This is a genomic window from Halobellus sp. H-GB7 (assembly GCF_030848585.1).
Taxonomy (GTDB): Archaea; Halobacteriota; Halobacteria; order Halobacteriales; family Haloferacaceae; genus Haloquadratum; species Haloquadratum inordinatus.
The window spans coordinates 832,458-853,091 of the sequence record NZ_JAVDDW010000001.1; the positions used below are offsets into that span (position 1 = coordinate 832,458).

General features: G+C 64.9%; 19 protein-coding genes. 9 read left to right on the top strand and 10 right to left on the bottom strand.

Going from position 1 to position 20,634, the window contains the following annotated elements; genetic code table 11:
• The first annotated feature begins 195 nt into the window (after positions 1–195).
• Positions 196–981, top strand: coding sequence for a fumarylacetoacetate hydrolase family protein (locus tag RBH22_RS04395; protein WP_256290340.1), 786 nt, complete (start codon positions 196–198; stop codon positions 979–981).
• 198 nt (positions 982–1,179) lie between these two features.
• Here RBH22_RS04395 and RBH22_RS04400 read toward each other — a convergent pair whose 3' ends face one another.
• Together RBH22_RS04400 and RBH22_RS04405 are read right to left on the bottom strand one after the other, a co-directional pair.
• Complete coding sequence (locus tag RBH22_RS04400; protein ID WP_306676640.1) at positions 1,180–2,157, bottom strand: amidohydrolase family protein; 978 nt, start codon at positions 2,155–2,157, stop codon at positions 1,180–1,182.
• A 98-nt stretch (positions 2,158–2,255) separates the two neighbouring features.
• A complete protein-coding gene (locus RBH22_RS04405; RefSeq protein WP_256290343.1) occupies positions 2,256–3,023 on the bottom strand; it encodes an IclR family transcriptional regulator in 768 nt (255 codons plus the stop codon).
• A gap of 360 nt (positions 3,024–3,383) precedes the next feature.
• Between RBH22_RS04405 and RBH22_RS04410 the strand changes: the two genes are divergently transcribed.
• The 4 genes from RBH22_RS04410 to RBH22_RS04425 all read left to right on the top strand — a co-directional run bounded on the left by RBH22_RS04410 (position 3,384) and on the right by RBH22_RS04425 (position 7,455).
• Positions 3,384–4,634: a Glu/Leu/Phe/Val dehydrogenase gene (locus RBH22_RS04410; protein ID WP_256545014.1), complete on the top strand. Its 1,251-nt coding sequence runs from the start codon at positions 3,384–3,386 to the stop codon at positions 4,632–4,634.
• 178 nt (positions 4,635–4,812) lie between these two features.
• Positions 4,813–5,742 (top strand): aspartate carbamoyltransferase, encoded by a 930-nt coding sequence (gene pyrB, locus RBH22_RS04415; protein ID WP_306676641.1) that lies wholly within the window; start codon positions 4,813–4,815, stop codon positions 5,740–5,742.
• Positions 5,739–6,209 carry an aspartate carbamoyltransferase regulatory subunit gene (pyrI, locus tag RBH22_RS04420; protein WP_121570237.1) on the top strand — a complete coding sequence of 157 codons (471 nt, stop codon included), beginning with the start codon at positions 5,739–5,741 and terminating at the stop codon, positions 6,207–6,209. Before pyrB ends, pyrI begins: the two co-directional genes overlap by 4 nt.
• A gap of 403 nt (positions 6,210–6,612) precedes the next feature.
• Positions 6,613–7,455 carry a hypothetical protein gene (locus RBH22_RS04425; RefSeq protein ID WP_306676642.1) on the top strand — a complete coding sequence of 281 codons (843 nt, stop codon included), beginning with the start codon at positions 6,613–6,615 and terminating at the stop codon, positions 7,453–7,455.
• Positions 7,456–7,729: 274 nt separating this feature from the next.
• On the opposite strand, the gene RBH22_RS04430 is transcribed toward RBH22_RS04425, so the two are convergent.
• The 6 genes from RBH22_RS04430 to RBH22_RS04455 form a co-directional block, all read right to left on the bottom strand.
• Positions 7,730–8,773 (bottom strand): o-succinylbenzoate synthase, encoded by a 1,044-nt coding sequence (locus RBH22_RS04430; RefSeq protein ID WP_306676643.1) that lies wholly within the window; start codon positions 8,771–8,773, stop codon positions 7,730–7,732.
• Entirely contained in the window at positions 8,773–9,723 is a 951-nt protein-coding gene (locus tag RBH22_RS04435) for a 1,4-dihydroxy-2-naphthoate polyprenyltransferase (RefSeq protein ID WP_256545018.1), read from the bottom strand. The genes RBH22_RS04430 and RBH22_RS04435 overlap by 1 nt, the downstream gene beginning before the upstream one ends.
• A gap of 437 nt (positions 9,724–10,160) precedes the next feature.
• Positions 10,161–11,078: a 1,4-dihydroxy-2-naphthoyl-CoA synthase gene (locus tag RBH22_RS04440; protein ID WP_256545019.1), complete on the bottom strand. Its 918-nt coding sequence runs from the start codon at positions 11,076–11,078 to the stop codon at positions 10,161–10,163.
• 97 nt (positions 11,079–11,175) lie between these two features.
• The gene (menD, locus tag RBH22_RS04445; RefSeq protein ID WP_306676644.1) at positions 11,176–12,960 is read right to left on the bottom strand and encodes a 2-succinyl-5-enolpyruvyl-6-hydroxy-3-cyclohexene-1-carboxylic-acid synthase; all 1,785 of its coding nucleotides are present in this window, start codon (positions 12,958–12,960) and stop codon (positions 11,176–11,178) included.
• Positions 12,961–12,982: 22 nt separating this feature from the next.
• On the bottom strand, positions 12,983–14,356 hold the full coding sequence (locus tag RBH22_RS04450) for an isochorismate synthase (protein ID WP_306676645.1): 1,374 nt from the start codon (positions 14,354–14,356) through the stop codon (positions 12,983–12,985).
• Positions 14,357–14,440: 84 nt separating this feature from the next.
• Positions 14,441–15,034: a sulfite oxidase-like oxidoreductase gene (locus RBH22_RS04455; protein WP_256545022.1), complete on the bottom strand. Its 594-nt coding sequence runs from the start codon at positions 15,032–15,034 to the stop codon at positions 14,441–14,443.
• 201 nt (positions 15,035–15,235) lie between these two features.
• On the opposite strand from RBH22_RS04455, the gene RBH22_RS04460 reads away from it, so the two are divergent.
• From RBH22_RS04460 to RBH22_RS04470, 3 genes are all read left to right on the top strand, one after another.
• Positions 15,236–15,445 carry a ribbon-helix-helix domain-containing protein gene (locus RBH22_RS04460; protein WP_121570246.1) on the top strand — a complete coding sequence of 70 codons (210 nt, stop codon included), beginning with the start codon at positions 15,236–15,238 and terminating at the stop codon, positions 15,443–15,445.
• Between the two features lie 210 nt (positions 15,446–15,655).
• On the top strand, positions 15,656–15,934 hold the full coding sequence (locus RBH22_RS04465) for a UPF0058 family protein (protein ID WP_121570247.1): 279 nt from the start codon (positions 15,656–15,658) through the stop codon (positions 15,932–15,934).
• A 184-nt stretch (positions 15,935–16,118) separates the two neighbouring features.
• Positions 16,119–17,771, top strand: coding sequence for a rhomboid family intramembrane serine protease (locus RBH22_RS04470; RefSeq protein ID WP_306676646.1), 1,653 nt, complete (start codon positions 16,119–16,121; stop codon positions 17,769–17,771).
• A gap of 10 nt (positions 17,772–17,781) precedes the next feature.
• Here RBH22_RS04470 and RBH22_RS04475 read toward each other — a convergent pair whose 3' ends face one another.
• Together RBH22_RS04475 and RBH22_RS04480 are read right to left on the bottom strand one after the other, a co-directional pair.
• Entirely contained in the window at positions 17,782–18,417 is a 636-nt protein-coding gene (locus tag RBH22_RS04475; protein WP_256545024.1) for an METTL5 family protein, read from the bottom strand.
• A gap of 163 nt (positions 18,418–18,580) precedes the next feature.
• Positions 18,581–19,558 carry a lamin tail domain-containing protein gene (locus RBH22_RS04480; RefSeq protein ID WP_306676647.1) on the bottom strand — a complete coding sequence of 326 codons (978 nt, stop codon included), beginning with the start codon at positions 19,556–19,558 and terminating at the stop codon, positions 18,581–18,583.
• Between the two features lie 109 nt (positions 19,559–19,667).
• Between RBH22_RS04480 and RBH22_RS04485 the strand changes: the two genes are divergently transcribed.
• Complete coding sequence (locus tag RBH22_RS04485; RefSeq protein WP_121570251.1) at positions 19,668–20,621, top strand: transcription initiation factor IIB; 954 nt, start codon at positions 19,668–19,670, stop codon at positions 20,619–20,621.
• The last annotated feature ends 13 nt before the right edge of the window (positions 20,622–20,634 follow it).

Here is a 20,634-nt window from a genome sequence, read left to right on the forward strand (position 1 = left end):
ATTGGTTGCTCATTGTGGATCAAAGGCATAAATGTAATCGTATTCGATTACTCAACTCCAGTGTGCAGGCGAAGCAGGATCGCCGTGCACCCGTGGACTGGTTTCGATCCGAAAACGGGACTGGGCCGACTCGCGGGGTGAACGTCGCTGTGAGTGTCGAAAGTATAATGAATGCACCAGCGAACGTAGGAACGTATGCCACTCAGCCAGGACGAGATCGACCGCTTCGCGACGACACTGTACGAGGCCTACGACGAGAAAGAGCCGATCGCGCCGCTATCGGACGAGACCGAATTTTCGACCGAAGACGCCTACCGCATCCAGTTCGAGGTGTTCGACCGACTCAGCGAAGGCGGCCGCGAGGACATCGTCGGCCACAAACTCGGACTCGTCAGCGAGGCGAAACAGGAACAGCTCGGGATCCCGGAGCCGATCTTCGGGTACGTCGCCCACGAAACGGTACTGGATAACGAGCCCGTGCCGACCGCAGAGATGATCTCGCCCCGCATCGAGGCCGAGATCGGTTTCATCCTCGACGAAGACCTCACTGCACCGGTCTCGACGATGGACGTCCTCACGTCGACGCGGGCCGTCGTCCCAGTCGTCGAGATCCTCGAAAGCCGCTTCCAGGGTTGGTCGATCCCCTCGGCACAGGACGTGATCGCCGACCTCACATCCGCCGGCAAGGTCATCGTCGGCGAGCAGTACCGCGACGTCACTGACCTCGATCTGAAGATGGAGGGCGTCGCCGTCTCGGTGAACGGTGAGGTCGAAGCGACGGGGCTCGGTGCGGACATTATGGGTAATCCCGCGCGACCGGTGGCGTGGCTCGCCGACCGTCTGGCGGACGTCGACGACGGACTCCGCGAGGGCGAACTCGTGATGAGCGGCGGCATCACCGCAGCCATCGACATCGAACCCGGCGACGTCTACAACGTCGAGTTCTCGAACCTGGGCTCGATCGAAGTCCGCGCCGAGTAGCGAATCCACACCCTCTGTTTTTCTTTTTGAAAACGGTGTGGGATGAGAGGGCGAAACGCGGTAACTGCCGCTACAGGACTATTTACAGCCATATCTGATTTGGAAATAACATACGTACGCCTGTTTGAACGGAATTAAACGACGTTTTTGGGAGTGTTCGTCACCGAGAGAATTCTGAATGCGAAAACGCACCCCCGACTACTCGATCAAGTCGTAGAGGTTGTTTGCGAAGATGTCTGCGCGCGTGTCGGAGTCGACGTCCATCCGTTCGACCGCGTCGATCGTCACGTCGACGGTACGACGGCCCCGCTCGGGGCTGAACGGGTAGTCGGTGCCGAAGACGACGTTCCCGTCGTTGAAGAACGAGTCGGCGCACTCAAGCGCCGGCGTGGACCCCGAGACGGCCGTGTCGGCGTAGAACTTCTTGAAGTACTCCTCGGCCGGCTGCGAGAGCGACGCGGCGTTCTCGTGGAAACCGGGGTAGTTCTCGGGATACGCCTGTCGCTGCTGGTAGAACATCTCGATGCGCCGCCCGTAGAAGGGGACCATTCCCCCGCCGTGGTGCGAGACGATCTTCAGGTCGGGGTATGCTTCCATCACGCCGCCGAACACCAGCCGCGACAGTGCGAGCGTCGTGTCGAACGGCCAGCCAAATAGACGGTGTTCCATATACTCGGAGGCCCAGTCGTACCACTCCCAGAGTTGCGGATGGATCCACAGCGGGGTGTCGGTTGCCTCGGCCTCCTCGAAGAGCGGCCAGAACTGCTCGTCGTCGAGCGGGCGACCGTCGACGTTCGAGAAGATCTGGACGCCGGCCATATCCAGGTCGCCGACGCAGCGGTCGAACTCCGCGAGGAACGCCTCGCTCACCATCGGGAGCGTCGCGACCGGGATGAACGAGTCGGGGTGCTCGTCGGCGAGCCGACGGATCTCGTCGTTGGCGAGGCGCGTGATCTCCAGTGCGAGATCGTGATCCATCCCCTGGAACATCGTCGGGAGCGCGAGCGTGATGATCTGCTTGTCGACGCCGTAGTCGGCCATATCCTGCTTTCGCTGTTCGACGTCCCAGAGGAACTCCGGCCGACCGGAGAGGCCCTGAAAGCCGAACTCGTCGGTCAGTTTCTCGAAGAAGTGTTCGGTCAGGATGTGCGTATAGCCGTCGACGATTTCTGGCATAGTGGCTACTACTCCCGAGGGGAGTGATAATTGTTCTCACTAACGAGCGCGGTGTACCGGGCGTGAACCGCTGGCCGACTCGACTCGGTGGCGGCGATTTACTGCCGGGCGTACTTGATGTCCAAGGCGAGTTCGTGGGCGGTGCTCTCGACCTCCGCGGTGATGTCGTCGTCGAAGCCAGCGTTCCCGAGTCGCTTCGTGGGCGCGGAGATGCTGATCGCGCCGAGAACGTCACCGCCGAGTTTGACCGGCGCACCGATACACGTGAGCCCCTCCGTGCGCTCCTCGTTGTCCGTCGCGTATCCACGTTCCCGGATCCGATCGAGCTCCGTGAAGAGTGTCTCGCGGTCGGTGATGGTGTTCTCGGTCGCCTCCGGCAGTCCCCACTCGTCGACGATCGCCTCGACGCGCTCGCGAGGGAGTGACGCGAGGATGGCCTTCCCGATGCCGATGTTGTGCAGGCGAAGTCGGTATCCGACGTGCGTATCGAGGTTGACAGCGTAACTCCCGCGGGATTGATAGAGATACACCGCGCGGCCGTTCTCCTCGGTCGCCAGGTTCGCCAACATTCCGGTGTCGGTCGCGAGTTGGTCGATCTTCGAGCGCCCGTACTGATACAGCGGTGAGCGACTGCGAACGTGGCCACCCAGGGAGAGAAACTTCAGGCTGAGCGCGTACTCGTCGCCGTTCTTTTCCACGTATCCGTGCTCTCTGAGCGTACTGAGGTGGTTGTGAATGCCGCTCTTGCTCATCTCGAGGCGATCTTCGAGTTCGCTGAGCCGAAAGCCGTCGTCGGTATCGAGCGTCTCGATCAACTCCAACGTCTTCTCGCTGGTCCGTACGGGGTGGTTCGCCTTCTTGGTCATATGTACCCGATAGATAAGGAAGTACATACATTTTCGGTGTGAAAACCAACTGTATCCCGGGGTGAAATATATCAAAACATTATATAAGTTTATTTGAATGGGTTTGGATTTTGAATGAGGCAGGAATCCAATTCTAATACGCTACTTTCGAATCATATGTGTTGATTTCTCTTTTAGACAGACAAAATATTTCAATACTTGACTTTTAAATAAAACTATATAGTAGTTCACTTTTAGAAGTGTTTTTATACACTAATAGACACCTGAATTTAACCAATCGAAATATTCTATCGATTTATGAGGCACAAGTCACGGCTTTGTACAGCAGCGTTTAAACTCCCCCCGACAGACTGAATCAATATGTCTGAAGCGAATCCGTTCGAAAGCCTTCAAGAGCAAGTAGACGACGCGGCGGCATATCTCGATGTCGGCGACGACGTCGTCGAACGCCTGAAGCACCCCGAGCGCGTGCTCGAAACCAACCTGTCGGTGGAGATGGACGACGGCGAGATTCGGCGCTTCAAGGCCTACCGCTCGCAGTTCAACGGCGACCGCGGTCCCTACAAGGGCGGCATCCGCTATCACCCGAACGTCTCGCGCGACGAAGTCAAGGCGCTCTCCGGATGGATGGCGTACAAGTGCGCCATCGTCGGCATCCCGTACGGCGGCGGCAAGGGCGGCATCATCGTCGACCCCGACGAGCACTCGGAATCGGAACTGGAACGGCTCACCCGCTCGTTCGCCAAAGAGCTCCGTCCGCTCGTCGGCCCCGACCGCGACATCCCTGCACCCGACGTGAACACGGGCCAGCGCGAGATGAACTGGATCAAAGACACCTACGAGACCCTCGAAAACACGACCGCTCCCGGCGTCATCACCGGAAAGGCGATCTCCTCTGGCGGCAGTGAGGGCCGCGTCGAGGCGACCGGTCGCTCGACGATGCTCACGGCTCGCGACGCCTTCGAATACCGGGGTGGCGACATCGGCGACGCGACCGTCGCGGTACAGGGCTACGGGAACGCGGGCTCGATCGCTGCCAGACTCATCGAGGACCTCGGCGCAACCATCGTCGCCGTCTCCGACTCCTCAGGCGCTATCTACGACCCCAACGGACTGGACGCCGTCGCCGTCAAAGAGCACAAGAACGAGACCGGCTCGGTGACGGGCTACGGCGACGTCGAGGAGATGACGAACGACGATCTGCTGACGCTCGACGTCGACCTGCTCGTCCCGGCGGCGCTCGAAAACGCAATCGACGCCGACCTGGCCGAAGACGTCGACGCCGACATCATCGTCGAGGCCGCGAACGGCCCCCTGACGCCCGACGCCGACGACATTCTCGCCGATCGCGACGTCCTCGTCGTCCCGGACATCCTCGCGAACGCGGGCGGCGTCACCGTCTCGTACTTCGAGTGGGTCCAGAACCGCCAGCGCTTCTCGTGGACCGAAGAGCGCGTCAACGACGAACTCGAAGCGGTGATCACGAGCGCCTTCGACGACCTCGTCGACGCCTACGAGACGCACGACCTGCCGAACTTCCGCGTCGCGGCCTACGTCGTCGCCATCCAGCGGATCGTCGACGCCTACACTAACAGCGGCAACTGGCCGTAGACGGGCGTTCACACGCCGATCGGGTACTCCGCTTCTTTCGTCTGTGTCGAATTCGATCACTCGGGCGTCCAGCCTCGCGTGTTCGTTCCGACGCCGATTCACTCGGTACTGTGCTCCCGCGCGGCACACCGCCAGCAACCCGAGCGATTCAAGTTCGTGCCGGGCGCGGGAGTATACAATGCGTCAGGACCACCTCATCTCCGCGACACAACTGTCGCGGGAAGACATCGAGGCGGTGCTCGATCGCGCGGCGGAGATCGACGGCGATATGGACGCCTGGCAGGGGCGGCACGCCGGATCGGTCCTCGGCCTCTGTTTCTTCGAGCCGAGCACCCGTACGCGGATGAGCTTCGATACCGCGATGAAACGACTGGGCGGCCGAACGATCGATATGGGGTCGGTCGAGTCCTCCTCGGTCAAGAAGGGCGAAACGCTGGCCGACACGATGCGCGTCGTCGAGGGCTACGCCGACGCGCTCGTGCTCAGACACCCTCTTGAGGGCTCGGCGAAGATGGCCACCGAGTTCGTCGACGTCCCGCTCGTCAACGCGGGCGACGGGGCTGGACAGCACCCCACACAGACGCTGCTCGATCTCTACACGATGCGGGAGAACGCCGGTCTCGACGACGTCACGATCGGCATTATGGGCGATCTGAAGTACGGACGAACGGTCCATTCGCTCGCGGCCGCGTTGACGAACTTCGACGTCCGCCAGCACTTCATCAGCCCCGAGAGCCTCAGTCTCCCGCGGAGCGTCCGTTACGACCTCCACGAGGAGGGCGCACAGGTCCGTGAGCACACCTCGCTCGAGGAGGTTCTCCCGGATCTCGACGTCCTCTACGTCACCCGCATCCAGCGCGAGCGCTTCCCCGACGAGAACGAGTACCTGAAAGTCGCCGGTGAGTACCAGATCGACACCGACGACCTCGAACGGGCGAAAGAGTCGCTGACCGTGATGCACCCGCTCCCGCGCGTCGACGAGATCGCGCCCGAAGTCGACGAGACCAGCCACGCGAAGTACTTCGAGCAGGCTCACAACGGCGTCCCGGTCCGTATGGCGCTGCTCGATATGCTGCTTGAGAACGCTACCTCGGAGGACGACCAATGAGCGACGCCGACCGAGAACTCCGCGTCTCGAAGATCCGAAACGGAACCGTCATCGACCACCTCGCGGCTGGACAGGCGCTGAACGTCCTCGCGCTCCTCGGCATCGACGGCTCCGGCGGCGAGGGCGTCTCCGTCGGGATGAACGTCCCCTCGGACAAGCTCGCGAAGAAAGACATCGTGAAGGTCGAAGACCGAGAGCTGAGTCAATCTGAGGTCGACGTCCTCTCGGTCATCTCCCCGGAGGCGACGATCAACATCATCCGCGACTACGAAGTCGTCGAGAAAAAGCGCATCGAGCGGCCGGAGTCGGTCGATGACGTGCTCGCGTGCCCGAACCGGAACTGCATCACGAACGCCGACGAACCGGTCCAGACGCGCTTTATCGTCCTCGAAGATGGCCTCCGCTGCGGTTACTGCGGCGAGATCGTCCGCGAAGACGAGGTCGCCACGCACCTGAACGTGTCCTGACTCGACTCTCGCTCAGGCGAACTGAGTGGCCGGTCTCGCCCGATCACGTCCGGGAAAAATAACGCTTCGCCTGTCGTCGAGGGGAAATGACTTTGTACCGAGACGATGTATCTCTGAGTATGTCCGGAAAAGCGAAATTCATCCTGGTACTGGCGCTCATCGCACTCGTCTACTTCGTCGTCTCCGGCGGCGAGGAACCCGTCGAAGTCGACATCGACGAGGAATAACTCGAACCCTGCCTTTTCGACGGACGATGACGCGTCAGCGATAGCTACCTACAGCGAGAGATCGCATCGGCTATCGCTTGGAGGGTCGGCTGGCTGACCCCTAGCCTATGTGACGGCCGCCCGCGGCCGGTCCGACGGAACGAACGACTGATACCGCTCGGCGCGAAACGCCGACTATGTACGGTATCGTTACGCGGAACGCCGAGGAGGTCGACTGGAGCGAGTTCGACACCGGCTTCTACGAGGTCAAAGACGTGACCGGCCGGGCCGCAGAGCCGCTCTCGAACGCGGTGAATATGATCTCGTGTTTCGGCGACAACGCGGCCGTAAACTCGAATCCGGACCTCGCCGCGGTCGACGCCGAGGGGAACCGCGCGACCCGCGAGCAGCCGTACTTCGACTGGTCTCACGTCTGTCCCACGAACGAGGAGTACCGCGCCGGACTCCTCGAAATCGTCGAGGACTGCGCCGCCGAGAACGGCGACGTCAGACTCGACGACGTCGGGTTCCCGCGCGAAGGCTACTGCCGCTGTGACCGCTGTAAGAGCCGCTTCGCAGAGAGCGAGTACGAGGACCGACAGGCGTGGCGTGCGGCCGAGATCACGGACTTCGTCGCTGCGGCCGCCGAGCGGATTCCCGGCCGGACCTATCTCACGCTGTATCCCGATCCGTATCCCGGCCACCTCTACCGGCGCGCCGGCATCGACGTCGAAACCCTGGCCGACTACGTCGACGAGTTCGTCGTGCCGCTCTACGATATGCACTACGCGACGACGTACTGGCTGGAGACGATCGCAAAGGGGTTCGAGAGTCTTCTCGACCCGCTCGAAACGCCGTTCTCGATCGAACTGTACGCGGTCGACCTCGACCTCGACGATCTCGTCCACGCGACGGAGGTCGCGGAGGAATACGCGGAAAACGTCCACTTCGGCTACGACGCGTCGAACGCCGCGGCCGCGATCCGGCGGAAGGACGCCGATAGCAGATCGGGCGTCACGCACCGCCCGGACGACGGCTGATCCCTTTCGGTCAGTTTCCCGACCACTCCGCGCTACCGACTCGGTGTCTCGGCCACCCCGCCCTGCACGCCGTTTCAAACGGCTCCGGCGAGGAACGCGACGACGACGATACCGCCGACGAAGATGAGTGCTGCGAACGCGAACAGGCCGGCCAGGAGTCGACGCTGCCCCGATGTCGCTTCTGCCATATCCGGTGTACGGCCCGGTGCCGTTTATACTCACGGGCGGATGGCTGCCGTCCACGAGGGTCTCGGTCATCCCCGGAACGGCTCGGTCATTCCCGGAGCGTCTCGAACGTCTCTCCGGCGAGGCCCGGGCCTGCCGGAACCGACATCGCGCCGTCCTCGGCCGGCGCCGGGTCGGGGCCGACGTCGTCTGCGAGCAGCGACCCGGTTGCGAGGCCGCAGGCGGGGACGTCTGGAAGGGCAGCGGCGACGTGTAGCGCGCCGACGCGCGCGACGACCGCGTCGATGGTGGTCGTGACGACGGTGTCGACACCCCGCCTCGCGGCTCGGCGGGCGACCTCCAGCGTGCGGCGCGGCCCCCCGAGCGCCATCGGCTTGCAGACGAGTACGTCTGCCGCGCCGGCGTCGAGGATCTCGTCAGGGCCGACCGCTGCTAGCGACTCGTCGAGTGCGACGTCGACGCCCCGACCGCGCAGTTCGGCGTGCCCCGAGATGTCGTTTGCCGGCAACGGTTGTTCGACGTACGCGAAGCCGAGATCGGCCGCGATGTCGAGCATCCGTCGCGCGGTCGACGCAGTCCACGCACCGTTCGCGTCCGCGCGGAGTTCGACGTGTTCGCCGGCAACGTCCCGAGCCGCGCGAAGTCGCGCCTCGTCTTCCTCGGGAGGTCTCGCGCCTACCTTCACTTTCACCGCGGGGTAGCCATCATCGACGGCTTCCCGGGTCGCCGCCGCTGTCTTCTCCACTGTTCCGTCACCAACGGTGGCGTTGACCGGAACGGACGTTGCGGGCGAATCGGAAGCGAGGTACGTCGCGAGCGACTCACCGGCGGCGCGAGCCTCCGCGTCGACTGTCGCGAGTTCGAGGCCGTGCCGTGCGGCGGGTCGCGCTTCCGCAGACAGTTCGGTGGCCGCTATCGTTGTCTCTGCTTCGTGCGTTCCAGATGCTACCTCGGCGAGCGCGTCGTCACACGCCTCGTACGATTCGGTCCAGCCCGCGAGCGGCGTCGCCTCGCCGACTCCGTCGACGCCGTCACGTTCGACGCGGACGAGAAATCCATCGCGGCGCTCGATACGGCCGGCCGCGGTGTCGAGTGGGGACGCCAGTCGGAGTGAGAACGGCTCGTAACGCATCACAGCGGGAGCCCGGTGAGCGAGAGCCCAACAGCGAACAGGACGGCGTATCCGGCGAGCAGTCGACCCGTTCGTTCGAGCGTGGGATTCAGTACCTCACCAGCCGTCTCGGTGAGCATCGTCCGCGTGATGTCGAGCGCTAACGGAATCGTGAGATACGGGAGCGCGACGCCGAGCGTGAATCCCGGTTGTCGAAGGAACCACAGCGGAGCCGCGTACGCGAGCACGAGCATCGCGATCCACTCCGCGCGAGCGAAGCCGTACCCGAACCGGACGGCGAGCGTCCGTTTACCCGTCGTGGCGTCCTCCTCTTTGTCGCGGACGTTGTTGACCACGAGAATGTTCGTCGAGAGCGCCGCGACCGGGAGCGCCGCGACGACGACAGCGACGGGGAGCGTCTCCGACGGGATACCGACCGGTAGTGGCCCTGCAAGTACAGCTGCAGCCTGCACGTAGTACGTCCCGGCGACGGCGACGAGGCCGAAGAAGATGAAGACGAAGAGGTCGCCGAGCCCGTGGTAGCCGAGCGGGTACGGGCCGCCGGTGTAGGCGATTCCCGAGGCGACAGAGAGTAGGCCGATCACGACGATCGGTACGCCGCCGACGTAGACGAGGTACGTGCCGAGCAAGATCGACGCGGCGAACGTGAGGTACATCGCCCGCTTGACGCTCGCGGGATCGATGAGGCCGCCAGCCGTGACGCGGGTGAACCCCTCGCGCTCTTCGGTGTCTGCGCCCTGGATCGCGTCGTAGTAGTCGTTGGCGAAGTTGGTCCCGATCTGGATCAAGCCGGCCCCCACGAGCGCCGCGAGTGCGGGCAGGACGGCGAAGACGCCGTCGTGGAGCGCCAGGCCGACACCGACGACGACCGGCGAGGCCGCCGCCGGAAGCGTCTGCGGACGGGCGGCGATTACCCACGCCTCCCGTCGCGTGATGTCCTGCGTGCTCATTGTCGAACTGTCAGGACGGAGGTGCTGTGAAACTTCCCATCCACCTTTTTTCACCGGGGCCTCGCGCTGCCTGCGGCAGCGCTCGACCCCGGCCAAAAAACCTGGAGGGAAAAAGCCGCTCGGCTCGCTTCGCTCGCCTCGCGGTGAACGCCGCGCGAAGCGCGGCGACACTTCACTTCAGTAGCGTTTGCATCTGCCGACACAGCCGATCGTACGATGTCGGTCGATGACGGGCGAACACGTGGAAACCTCGTATAGCTGCGTCGAATAGCGAGAGTTAGTGTTGTTGTCCGCTGGGTCCTGATCCGTTCTCGACTAAATGTACCGCGAGCGAGGCCGTAGGCCGAGCGAGCGGGTTTTTCCCTCCAGTTTTTAGACGGTGGGTTCCCGCAGCGGCGCGACGCGCCGCGAGGAAACCCACCGTGGAAAAAGGTGGATTAGTAGTGCCAGGGATACTGACTGAAGTCCGGATCGCGCTTCTCCAAGAAGGCGTCGCGGCCTTCCTGCGCCTCCTCGGTCATATAGGCGAGTCGCGTCGCTTCGCCGGCGAACACCTGCTGGCCGACGAGGCCGTCGTCGGTCATATTGAACGCGTATTTGAGCATTCGTATCGCAGTCGGCGATTTATTGGTCATCTCTGCGGCCCACTCGAGGGCGACGTCCTCGAGGTCCTCGTGCGGGATCGCTTCGTTCGCCATTCCCATCTCGACGGCCTCCTCCGCAGAGTACGTTTTCCCGCGGAAGAACACCTCTCGGGCCTTCTTCTGGCCGACCTGCTTCGCGAGGTACGCCGAGCCGAACCCGCCGTCGAAGGACGCGACGTCGGGGTCGGTCTGGAGGAACTTCGCGTGCTCTTCGGAGGCGAGCGTCAGATCGCAGACGACGTGCAGCGAGTGGCCGCCGCCGACGGCCCACCCGGGCACGACGGCGACGACGGGCTTGGGCATAAATCGGATGAGACGCTGAACTTCGAGGATGTGGAGTCGGCCCGCTTTCGCCTCCTTGACGAGCGGGTCGTCGCCCTCGTCGGCCTCGTCGTCGTCGCGGTACTCGTAGCCCGACTCGCCGCGGACGGACTGATCACCGCCGGCGCAGAACGCCCACCCGCCGTCCTTTGGCGACGGCCCGTTACCGGTCAGGAGGACGCACCCGACGTCGGCCTGCTTGCGGGCGTGATCCAGCGCGGCGTAGAGTTCGTCGACCGTGCCCGGGCGGAACGCGTTGCGTTTTTCCGGACGATTGAAGGCGATGCGGACGACGGGGACGTCGCTCGCGCGGTGATAGGTGATGTCGTCGAACGCGTCAGCGCCGTCGACCTGCTCCCAGCGCGTCGCGTCGAAGAGTTCCGAGACCATACCGGGAGACCGGCGGGAATCTGCAAAAAGATTCGTTTCGCGTCGCAGTCGCGTTCGCGTGGTCGTTCATCCGCGTGCGCTGGGACGAGTCCGATAGTTACGTCGTGTCTTCGAGCACTCGCTCGACCGTCCGCTCGCGGAGCTCATCGCGGACGCGGTGACTCGCTTCCGCGTCGGTCGCGACTTCGACGACGTGGGAACCCTCGCTGGTCGTCGCCTCGGCGTACGCGTCGCGGAAGGCGTCGCGGTCGTCGCCCTCGACGCGCGCGAACGAGAGGTCGTACAGGTCTTCGGTCGGTTCGAAATCGAGCCCGTGCGGTGTCACGAACTGCGAGGTGAACGGCGGATCGTACGCCTCGATCGGGAGCATATGGAAGATGCCGCCGCCGTCGTTGTTGACGAGGACGATCGTCGCCTCGACGTCGGACCGCCCGAGCGCCAAGAGGCCGTTCATATCGTGGTAGTACGCCAGATCGCCGGTGACGAGCGTCAGATCGTCGGTCGTCGCCGATCCAGCCCCGAGCGCCGTCGAGACGATGCCGTCGATGCCCGAGGCGCCCCGGTTGCCGAGCGCGGTGTACGTCTTCGTCGTGGGCGTTCCGAAGCGGTCGAGATCGCGAACCGGCATCGAGTTCGAGACGAAAATCGTCGAGGGATCGGGCGCGAGGTCGACGACGTCTTCGAGCACGCGCCCTTCGCAAAATCCGTCGCGCTCGTCGAGCACCGTTTCGTGTGCCGCCTCCGCGTCGGTCCAGCGCTCCTGCCACGTGCGACTTCCGGGGCCGGCGAGGAGCCGAGAGAGCCGACCGAGCAACCGCGAGGGGTCGGCGACGACGAGGTCGGTCGCGGTGAACTCCGCCTCACGCCAGCCAGCGGCAGGGTCGACGACGTACTGATCGGCGTCGACAGCCGCGAGATACTTGCGTAGCGGTTTCGACGTGGGCGACGCACCCACTCGGACGACGACGTCGGGATCGGGCCACGCCTCGCGGACGCGCTCGCCGAGGAAGGCGTCGTACCCGCCGACGACAGGTGTCGTGCGGACGAGACCGCCGTAGCGGACGCCCGAAAGCGGGTCCGCGAGCACCGGGAAGCCGCTGGCGTGAGCGAACGCCGCGACGGCTTCTGGGTCGACACCGGGCGAGTCCGAGGGCCCGACGACGAGCAGGCCGCGCGGTTCAGAGAACTTCTCGGCGAGTGTACGTAACGCGTCGTCGCCGAGTTCAGGTGCGCCGGCTGTCGTGTCGACGAAGGCGCCGTCCCGCCCCGCCGTGGCGCTCTCGGGGAGATCAGTCGGCACGTCGCCTTCGACCGGCGTCGGCTCCAGCGGCTTGCGGAACGGGAAGTTCAGGTGGACTGGCCCCGCCGGAGTGCCCGTCGCTTTCGTGACCGCGCGCGCCGTCGTCGTCCGGAGCGAGCGGAGTTTTCGCGGCGTCGCTTCCGGTTCGGCGACGTCGCGGTACCAGCGGACGGCGTCGCCGTAGAGCTTCTCCTGGTCGATCGTCTGATTCGCGCCGGAATCGCGGATTTCGGGGGGACGGTCCGCCGTCAGCAGCAGCATCGGGACGCGGGACTGAGAGGCTTCGATCACCGCCGGGTGGTAGTTCGCGGCCGCCGTCCCCGACGTGCAGACCAGCGGCGTCACGTCGCCGGTCCGTCGTGCGCGACCGAGCGCGAAGTACGCCGACGACCGCTCGTCGAGGTGCGAGAACACGTGGATGTCCTCGTGGCGGTCGAACGCGACCGTCAGCGGCGTCGATCGGCTGCCGGGCGAGATACAGACCGCGTCGATGCCGGCGGCAGCGAGTTCGTCGACGAGCGCGCGTGCCCAGAGCGTGTTTCGATTCGGGTCGGTCGTCGAAGGTCGATTCGGATCAGTCATCGAGATACAGGTCGACAGAGCGTCATTTCGTGTCGTCAGTCTCCAGTTCGTCGAGAATTGGGCGGTACTTCAACTGGACTTCGTCCCACTCGCGGTCCGGGTCGGAGTCGGCGACGATGCCGACGCCGGCGAACAGGGTCGCGACGTCGCCGTGAGCCACGGCCGAGCGGAGCGCGACGGCGAAGGTGCCGTAGCCGGCGGCGTCGATCCAGCCGACCGGAGCGGCGTACCACCCGCGGTCGAACGGCTCCGTCTCGCGGATGGTTTCGAGAGCCGCCTCGGGCGGGAGGCCGCCGACAGCGGGCGTCGGATGCAGCGCCTCGACGAGTGAGAGGACGTGCTCGTCGCGGTCGAGCGTCGCCGTGATCGGCGTCCAGAGGTGCTGGACGGTGGCGAGGCGCTTGATCCGCCGGGGGCCCGGGCTGACGGACGCCGCGAACGGCGAGAGTTGTTCTTCGACTGTTTCGGCGACCAGATCGTGCTCGTGGGCGTTCTTCTCGTCGCGTGCGAGCTCCTGCGCCAGCCACTCGTCTTCGGCGGGCGTCTCACCGCGTCCCGTCGTCCCCGCGAGCGCGTCGGTTTCGACCGTCCGACCGCGGACGGAGACGAGCCGTTCGGGCGTCGCCCCGAAGAACGACGGCTGCGGCCGCCCGTCTGCGGGTTCGGGCTCGATCAGGAAGCGATAGCAGTCGGGGTACTTCTGTCCGAGGCGGGACAACACGTCGGGCAGCGACAGGTCGTCTTCGAGGTCGACGTCGAGCGCCTGTGCGAGGACGACCTTCTTGAGGTCGCCCGAGTTGATTCGGTCGACCGCGGCCTCGACGCCGGCCGTCCAGTCGGCGCGGGCCGTGGTCCGCCGTCGACCGCTGACGCCGGGCGGGTCGACGAGCGGTTCGGCGTCCGGGAGCGACTCGATCCGCTCGCGTGCATCGGCGAGTCGGGCTTCGACCGCCGCCGAGTCGACGTCGTCGCCGACGGCGTTGACCGTCAGCCACGCGTCGGCGTCGGGATCATCGCCGTCCGTCCACGTGACCTGCACGCGCGGGAACACGAACCTCGCCCCGGGGAAGTCCTCCCACGGCGGGCCGGACGTACTGTCGCCGTGGAAGGCGAACCCACCGAACAGACGCGGTCGCGCGGCTTCCGTTCCGGCGTGTACGTCGCCGGAGGCGAACAGCGTCTCGGCGGCTTCCCGGATCGCGTCGAATCGGTTCGATCCGTCGGCCGTCAGGGTCGCCGCCGCACCGCTCCCGACCACCGTCGCCTCCTTGGGGGCACTCCAGACGGTTCGCGGCGCGTCGGCTTCGCGGAGCACGGCCCGAAACGACGGCGCTGCGATAGGGACCGATCGGCTGACGAGGTGATACCCCGCCGCGTCGGTCCGCAACGATTCCATTACCGGCTTTCAGGACGCCACGCTCTTTTATTTGACTATACCACCAAAATCGAAGAATCGGCCGCCCGTTCGCGTACTACTTATTTAGCCGTACCGCTCCTCGTTCCACGGATTTGCGGTGTCTGAGTAGCCGCGTCGTTCCCAGTAGCCACGTTCGGGCTCGGTCAGGAACTCCACGCCCTCGACCCACTTCGCGCCCTTGTAGGCGTATTTGTGTGGCGTCACGACTCGCAACGGACCGCCGTGGTCCTCGGCCAGCCGGTCGCCGTCGTGTTCGTAGACGAAGAGGACCTCGTCGCGGAGGCACTCCGAGAGCGCCAGATCCGTCGTGTAGCCGTCGATCGCGTGAAACAGCACGTGGACGGCGTCGTCACGAACGCCAGCCAGGTCCGCGATCGCCGGGAACGTGACGCCGGTGAACTCACAGTCGAAGGTGCTCCAGCCGGTGACACAGTGGAAGTCCTGTCGTTGCGTCGTCGACGGCAGCTCTCGAAACTCCGCATACGAGAGGGAGAGATCCTCGTCGACGGCGCCCCACACGTCGAAGGACCACGTTTCGGGCGTCCACGACGGGGTGCCGCTCTTCGAGAGAACTGGAAAGCCGTCCGTCTCGTGCTGTCCGGGCGGGAGTCGCCGGTCGCCGAACTCCCGATAGAGGTCCGTGACGTCCTCGACCATACCGCAACTGATGCCCGAGGCGACCTAACGGTGCCGGCTTTCGACGAGAGTTGTCGTCATCGAATCAGTGTGTAGCTCCGACATCAATAATTATCTTCGAGACAAAAATATATATTTGAATCTGGTAAACGATGTTTTCCCATACCCTGAATATTCGCCGCAGGGTTTAAATAACCCGCCTTCAAACCCCCTCACGTTCAAATGCCCAAGGTGAACATCAACGTCCCCGAGCACCTCGAGATGCAGATCGCGCAGCTCGTCGATCAGGGCGAGTTCGTAAACCGCGAGGAAGCCATCGCAGAGCTCCTCTCGACGGGTATTCGCGCGTTCAAAACGAGCGGCCCGATGGACGAAGAAGACCGCTTCGAAGACGACGGGATGATGGGTCACGAAGACGAGTACGTCTTCTAACACGCCTCACGAGATAGGAGCGTCTGCACGTCTCCTCACAACTTCGGTCGCACGGCAGCGCGCGATCGGACGTGTCTCGGGTGCACACGCTGCGGCAGGTCGCCAGGTCGCCCTCCCGTCTCCGAACGAGAAGCGACGGCTTCGGTCGGCGTCCGACCGTGTCAGTTCCCACCAATAATCCTTAAAACGGCCTCTCACGTATCCACGTCTATGCACAAGGACGAGCTCTTGGAACTGCACGAGCAGATGGTCATCATCAAAGACAACTTCGCCGCACGCGAGGACGTCGACGGAAGCATCTTCGACCCCTACGAGGAACTCGACGTCGACCCCTCACACGTCCACAAGTCCAAGAGCGAGCACAAACACGCGGTCTTCGTCCTCGGCAACGCGCTCGCGACGGCGATGAGCGAAGACGAGTTCTCGAACGCCGGACGGGTCGGCAAGCGGATGGAAGAACTCGCCAAGGACGCAGAAGGGAAGCTCTGAGTCGGACAGCGGCCGATCACGGGCTGACGCGACTCACCGCGCGCACCTGCAGCGTCACTCGGCTTTCATCGGTTGCAGTCGGCGCTCGACTCCCGGAAGTCGCCGTCGGAGTCGCCGCGGTCGTCCCATCGCGCCGATCCGAAACGCCGTAGTTTCTTAACCGCTCGTCTACTCCGGGTGTACGATGGACGCTCTCCCGGTCGATCTCCTCCTGCGCGTCGCGGTCGTAGCCGCCCTCGTGTTCTCTCTCACCGCGGCGTTCCTCTTCGATCAACCCTCCGCGTTCGGTGCACAGTTGCGACAGCGTTTCGTCCTGGGTCTCCCCTGGGGAACGCTCGTCTCGGCCGGCTTCGTGCTCGCGGTCTACCTCTTTTTGCAGGGCGGGTGGGCCCGCTGGAACGCGCCGGTGACGCTCCCGTTCCGGGCGTGGTCGTACCTGTACCCGCTCGGGATGCTCTCGGCGGCGTTCTCACACAACGGTCCGGGCCACCTCATCGGGAACCTCGTCGGGACGCTCACGCTCGCTCCGCTCGCGGAGTACGCGTGGGGGCACTTCACCCGCGAGCGAGGCTCACAGTCGTTCTCGTCGTGGCGCACGAACCCCTACGTCCGCGCGTTCGTGATCTTTCCCGCTGTCGTCCTCGCGGTCGGACTGCTCACCTCGTTCTTCGCGATCGGCCCGATAATCGGCTTCTCCGGCGTCGTGTTCGCGTTCGCGGGGGCCGCGCTCGTCAACTATCCGCTCGGAACCGTGATCGCGCTCGCCGGCGGCGGAGCCCTCCGACTGGTGTACAACGCGCTCCAGACGCCGATCCTCACCCGGAGCGCGCGCCCGGCCTACATCTCGCCGTGGTGGGCCGACATCGCCATTCAGGGCCACGCACTCGGGCTCCTGCTCGGCGTCCTCGTAGGTCTCGTCGTCGTCCGTGCCCGACGTCGGGCCGATCGTCCCAGCGCCCGGCGACTCTGGCTCGGGACGCTCCTCTTCGCCACCGAACAGTCGCTGTGGGCCGTCTACTGGTTTCGTGGCGGTGAGACGTACGTCCTCTACCGGGCCGCGGGAGTCGTCTTGGTCGCACTGCTGGCGCTGGTCGTCGCCTCCGCCGTCGTCGCCCGCGACGACGAGCTCTTTCGCTGGGAACTCGCCGGCGACAGCGGCGTCGTCCGGAACTGGCAGGTCGCCGTCGGCGTCCTCCTGCTCTCGACGGCCGCCATCGCCGGGCCGGCCGTGCCCGCGAATCTGTACACGGCAACCTCGGGCGACCTCCCGGGCGACGAGCTGACCGTCCGCGACTACGAGGTGACCTACGCGGAGAACGTCGAGAACGGTCTCGTTGCGGCGGTCGACATCGAGGCGTTCGGCGAGACGACAGCCGTCAACACCTCGGGCGTCATCGTCCGCAGCGAGCAGCGCGGTATCTGGAGCACGGCGGTCCCGAAAGGCCGGTTGACGTTCGACGGCCAGGTCGCCGTCCGTCTCGGCGGCGTCGGCTGGCGCGAGACCGTCTACGCACAGCGCGACGGCTGGAACGTCCTCGGCAACCGGACAGCCTACCGCGTCGCGCTCGGCAACACCGACTCCGCGCGCGTCGTGTACACGTCCGATCCGGTCACTGCCGGGCCGGTACTCGCCGGGCGGAACGTGACGGTCGTCCCCAACGAGAGCCAGTACTATCTTCGGGTCACCGAGGGGAACGACTCACTCAGTGCGGGTCTACCCGCGAAGAACGAGTCGGTTACCGTCGACGGCCTGACGTTCACACGGAACCGCTCGCGCGTGTTCGTTTCCTACGACGAGACGAGACTGCAACTCCTCTCGAAAGAGACCTACGAGTAGCGGGGGCGCCTTACTCGTCGCCGTCGGACCACTCGATCCGGTACACCTCGGCGTCGATGTCTTCGGAGTCCGCGTCGTGGAACTCGAACTGCCGATCGAGCGAGAGCGTCGCGCGGAAGGCGTGCGTCACCGCGCCGCCGTGGTCGGCGGCGAACGCTTCGATGAACTCCTGTGAACCGCCGTTGTGGACCGAATACGACACGTCGGCGAGCCGAGCGGCGGTTTCGAGGAACGCCCGATCGGCGTGTTCGTTGCCGCGCTGGGCGCCGAAGGGCGGATTCATCAACACGGTCGTCGGTTCTGCGGGACAAAGCGGTGCGCGCGTCGCGTCGGCGAGCACCCAGTCGATCGAGGTCTTCGTCCCGACGCGTCGTCGGTTCGCCGTGGCCGTCGTCAACGCTGTGCGGTCGACGTCGACGCCGACCACCCGGGACGGGCCGCGGAGCGCGGCACCGAGCGCTAACATTCCCGTTCCGGTCCCGAGGTCGACGACGAGTCGGTCCTCGATGTCGCCGTTCAGGTCGGCGACGTGGACGACGTGGGCGGCTAACTCCGGGGGCGTCGGATACTGTTCGAGGTCCGCACGCGGGTCCTCGAAGCCCGCGACGACCGCCAGTTGCGTCTCCAGTGCCGACTTCGTCGCCATCAGACCCACCTCCGTGAGGCGCTGCGGAGGCTCCCGCTCGCGAGACAGTGTGGCGCGAAGTTCGGTCTCATTGCGATGAAATACCCTCCGATAATACAAAAAGGCTTCTCGAAAACGGGGAGTTATTCGGCTGGCGGGGAGCACGCGGCGTTGCCGTCGCGCGTCAGTACGAGCGCCGAACGACGGTCGATCCGCTCGCATCGCGGACGGTGACCACGTCCCCGTCGTTGTTCCAGATCGCACCGCTGGCGCCCCAGTAGAGCGTCGAATCGCTGTCCGTTCCGGAGCCGGTCCGGAGCGTCAGCGTCGCGCCGGGATCGAGCGTGGTGCCCTCGGGGACGGTGTAGGTGTGGTCTGCGTCGTCGGTGACGGTCCACCCCGAGAGGTCGAGACGTTCCTCGCCAGCGTTACGGAAGACGACGTACTCGTCGTTCAGATTCTCGTTGTCGTTGCCCTCCGCGTCGGCGTGAATCGTATCGATCGCGAGCGGTCCTTCACCACCGTCGGCGAGCGGGGTAGTTTCGCTCGCGGTCGCCGTCACGTCACCCTCGATACAGGACCACAGCCCACGACGGGACTCGCGCGCCGTCACTTCCATGTCCTCGTATCGTTCACGTTCGGTAAAGGTACTGTCGTACACGCGAGCGTGACCCTCTCTGAGCAGGGCGTAGTTGAACGACTCGCCGTCGACGTAGACGTACGCGAGCAACCGCCCGTAGTAGCCCCGTCGGTCCGACTGCTCGTCGAAGACGAGCGTCACGGATTCGCCCGCGAGTCGGTCTTTCGCGTACGCCGAGGCGTCCTCGCCGGCCCGGCCGAGACACGCCGCCCCGGCGGTCGTCTCGGGGATACCCTCGAACTCGTCAGGGGTGTTCTCGCCGTACACCTCGGGCGTGTCGACGCCCAGCAACCGGACAGTCTCGCGCGTCCCGTTCGGATACGCGACTTTTATCGTGTCGCCGTCGACGACCTCCGTGACCGTGACGTCGTCGCCCTCGACCGGCGCCGCGGTGGCCGTGCTGCCAGTCGTCGGCGTCGCGGTGGCCGCCGATTCCGCCGGGCCGGTACCCGATCCCGGCGTCCCGCCGAGACAGCCGGAGGCGACCACGAGAAGCAGGACGACGAGGGTTACAGCGCGCATACCTGCCATCGAGTGGCCGGGGAATATACCGCTTGGGGGTCGCGTTCGCAGAGTAGTCTAGAGATTCTGTCACAAAGGCTTAAATAGGCCCTTCACCACAAACCTTATAATGGAACGTTCGCGTCGTCAGCGCCAGCGAGAGCAGGAGACCGAACAGACAGACGACGAGCGACTCGTCTGCCCGGAGTGCGAGTCGTCGGACATCGTCACGGACGCCGATCAGGGGGAGTTGGTGTGTGACGACTGCGGCTTAGTTTTGGACGAACAACAGATCGACCGCGGGCCCGAGTGGCGGGCGTTCAACCACTCCGAGCGGCAGTCGAAGTCCCGCGTGGGCGCGCCGATCACAGAGACGATGCACGACCGGGGGCTGACGACGACGATCGACTGGAAGGACAAAGACGCCTACGGGCGCTCGCTCTCCTCGGAGAAGCGCTCGCAGATGCACCGATTGCGCAAGTGGCAAGAGCGCATCCGGACGAAGGACGCAGGCGAGCGCAACCTCCAGTTCGCGCTCTCGGAGATCGACCGGATGGCGTCGGCGCTGGGCGTCCCACGATCGGTACGGGAGGTCGCGTCTGTCATCTATCGCCGCGCGCTCAACGAGGACCTCATCCGCGGCCGGTCCATCGAAGGCGTCGCCACCTCCGCGCTCTACGCCGCCTGCCGGCAGGAAGGCATTCCGCGCTCGCTCGACGAAGTCGCGGAGGTCTCGCGCGTTCCCCAGAAGGAGATCGGTCGGACGTATCGCTACATCTCCCAGGAACTCGGCCTCGAACTGAAGCCGGTCGACCCAAAGCAGTTCGTCCCCCGCTTCGCCTCGTCGCTCGGGCTGAGCGAGGAGGTCCAATCGAAGGCGACCGAGATCATCGACGTCTCCGCGGAACAGGGCCTCCTCTCGGGGAAGTCGCCGACGGGGTTCGCGGCCGCGGCGATCTATGCAGCGTCACTGCTCTGCAACGAGAAGAAGACCCAGCGCGAGGTCGCCGACGTCGCGCAGGTGACGGAAGTCACCATCCGGAATCGCTACCAAGAGCAGATCGAAGCGATGGGCTTCCGCTGAACGGTCTCCTCTC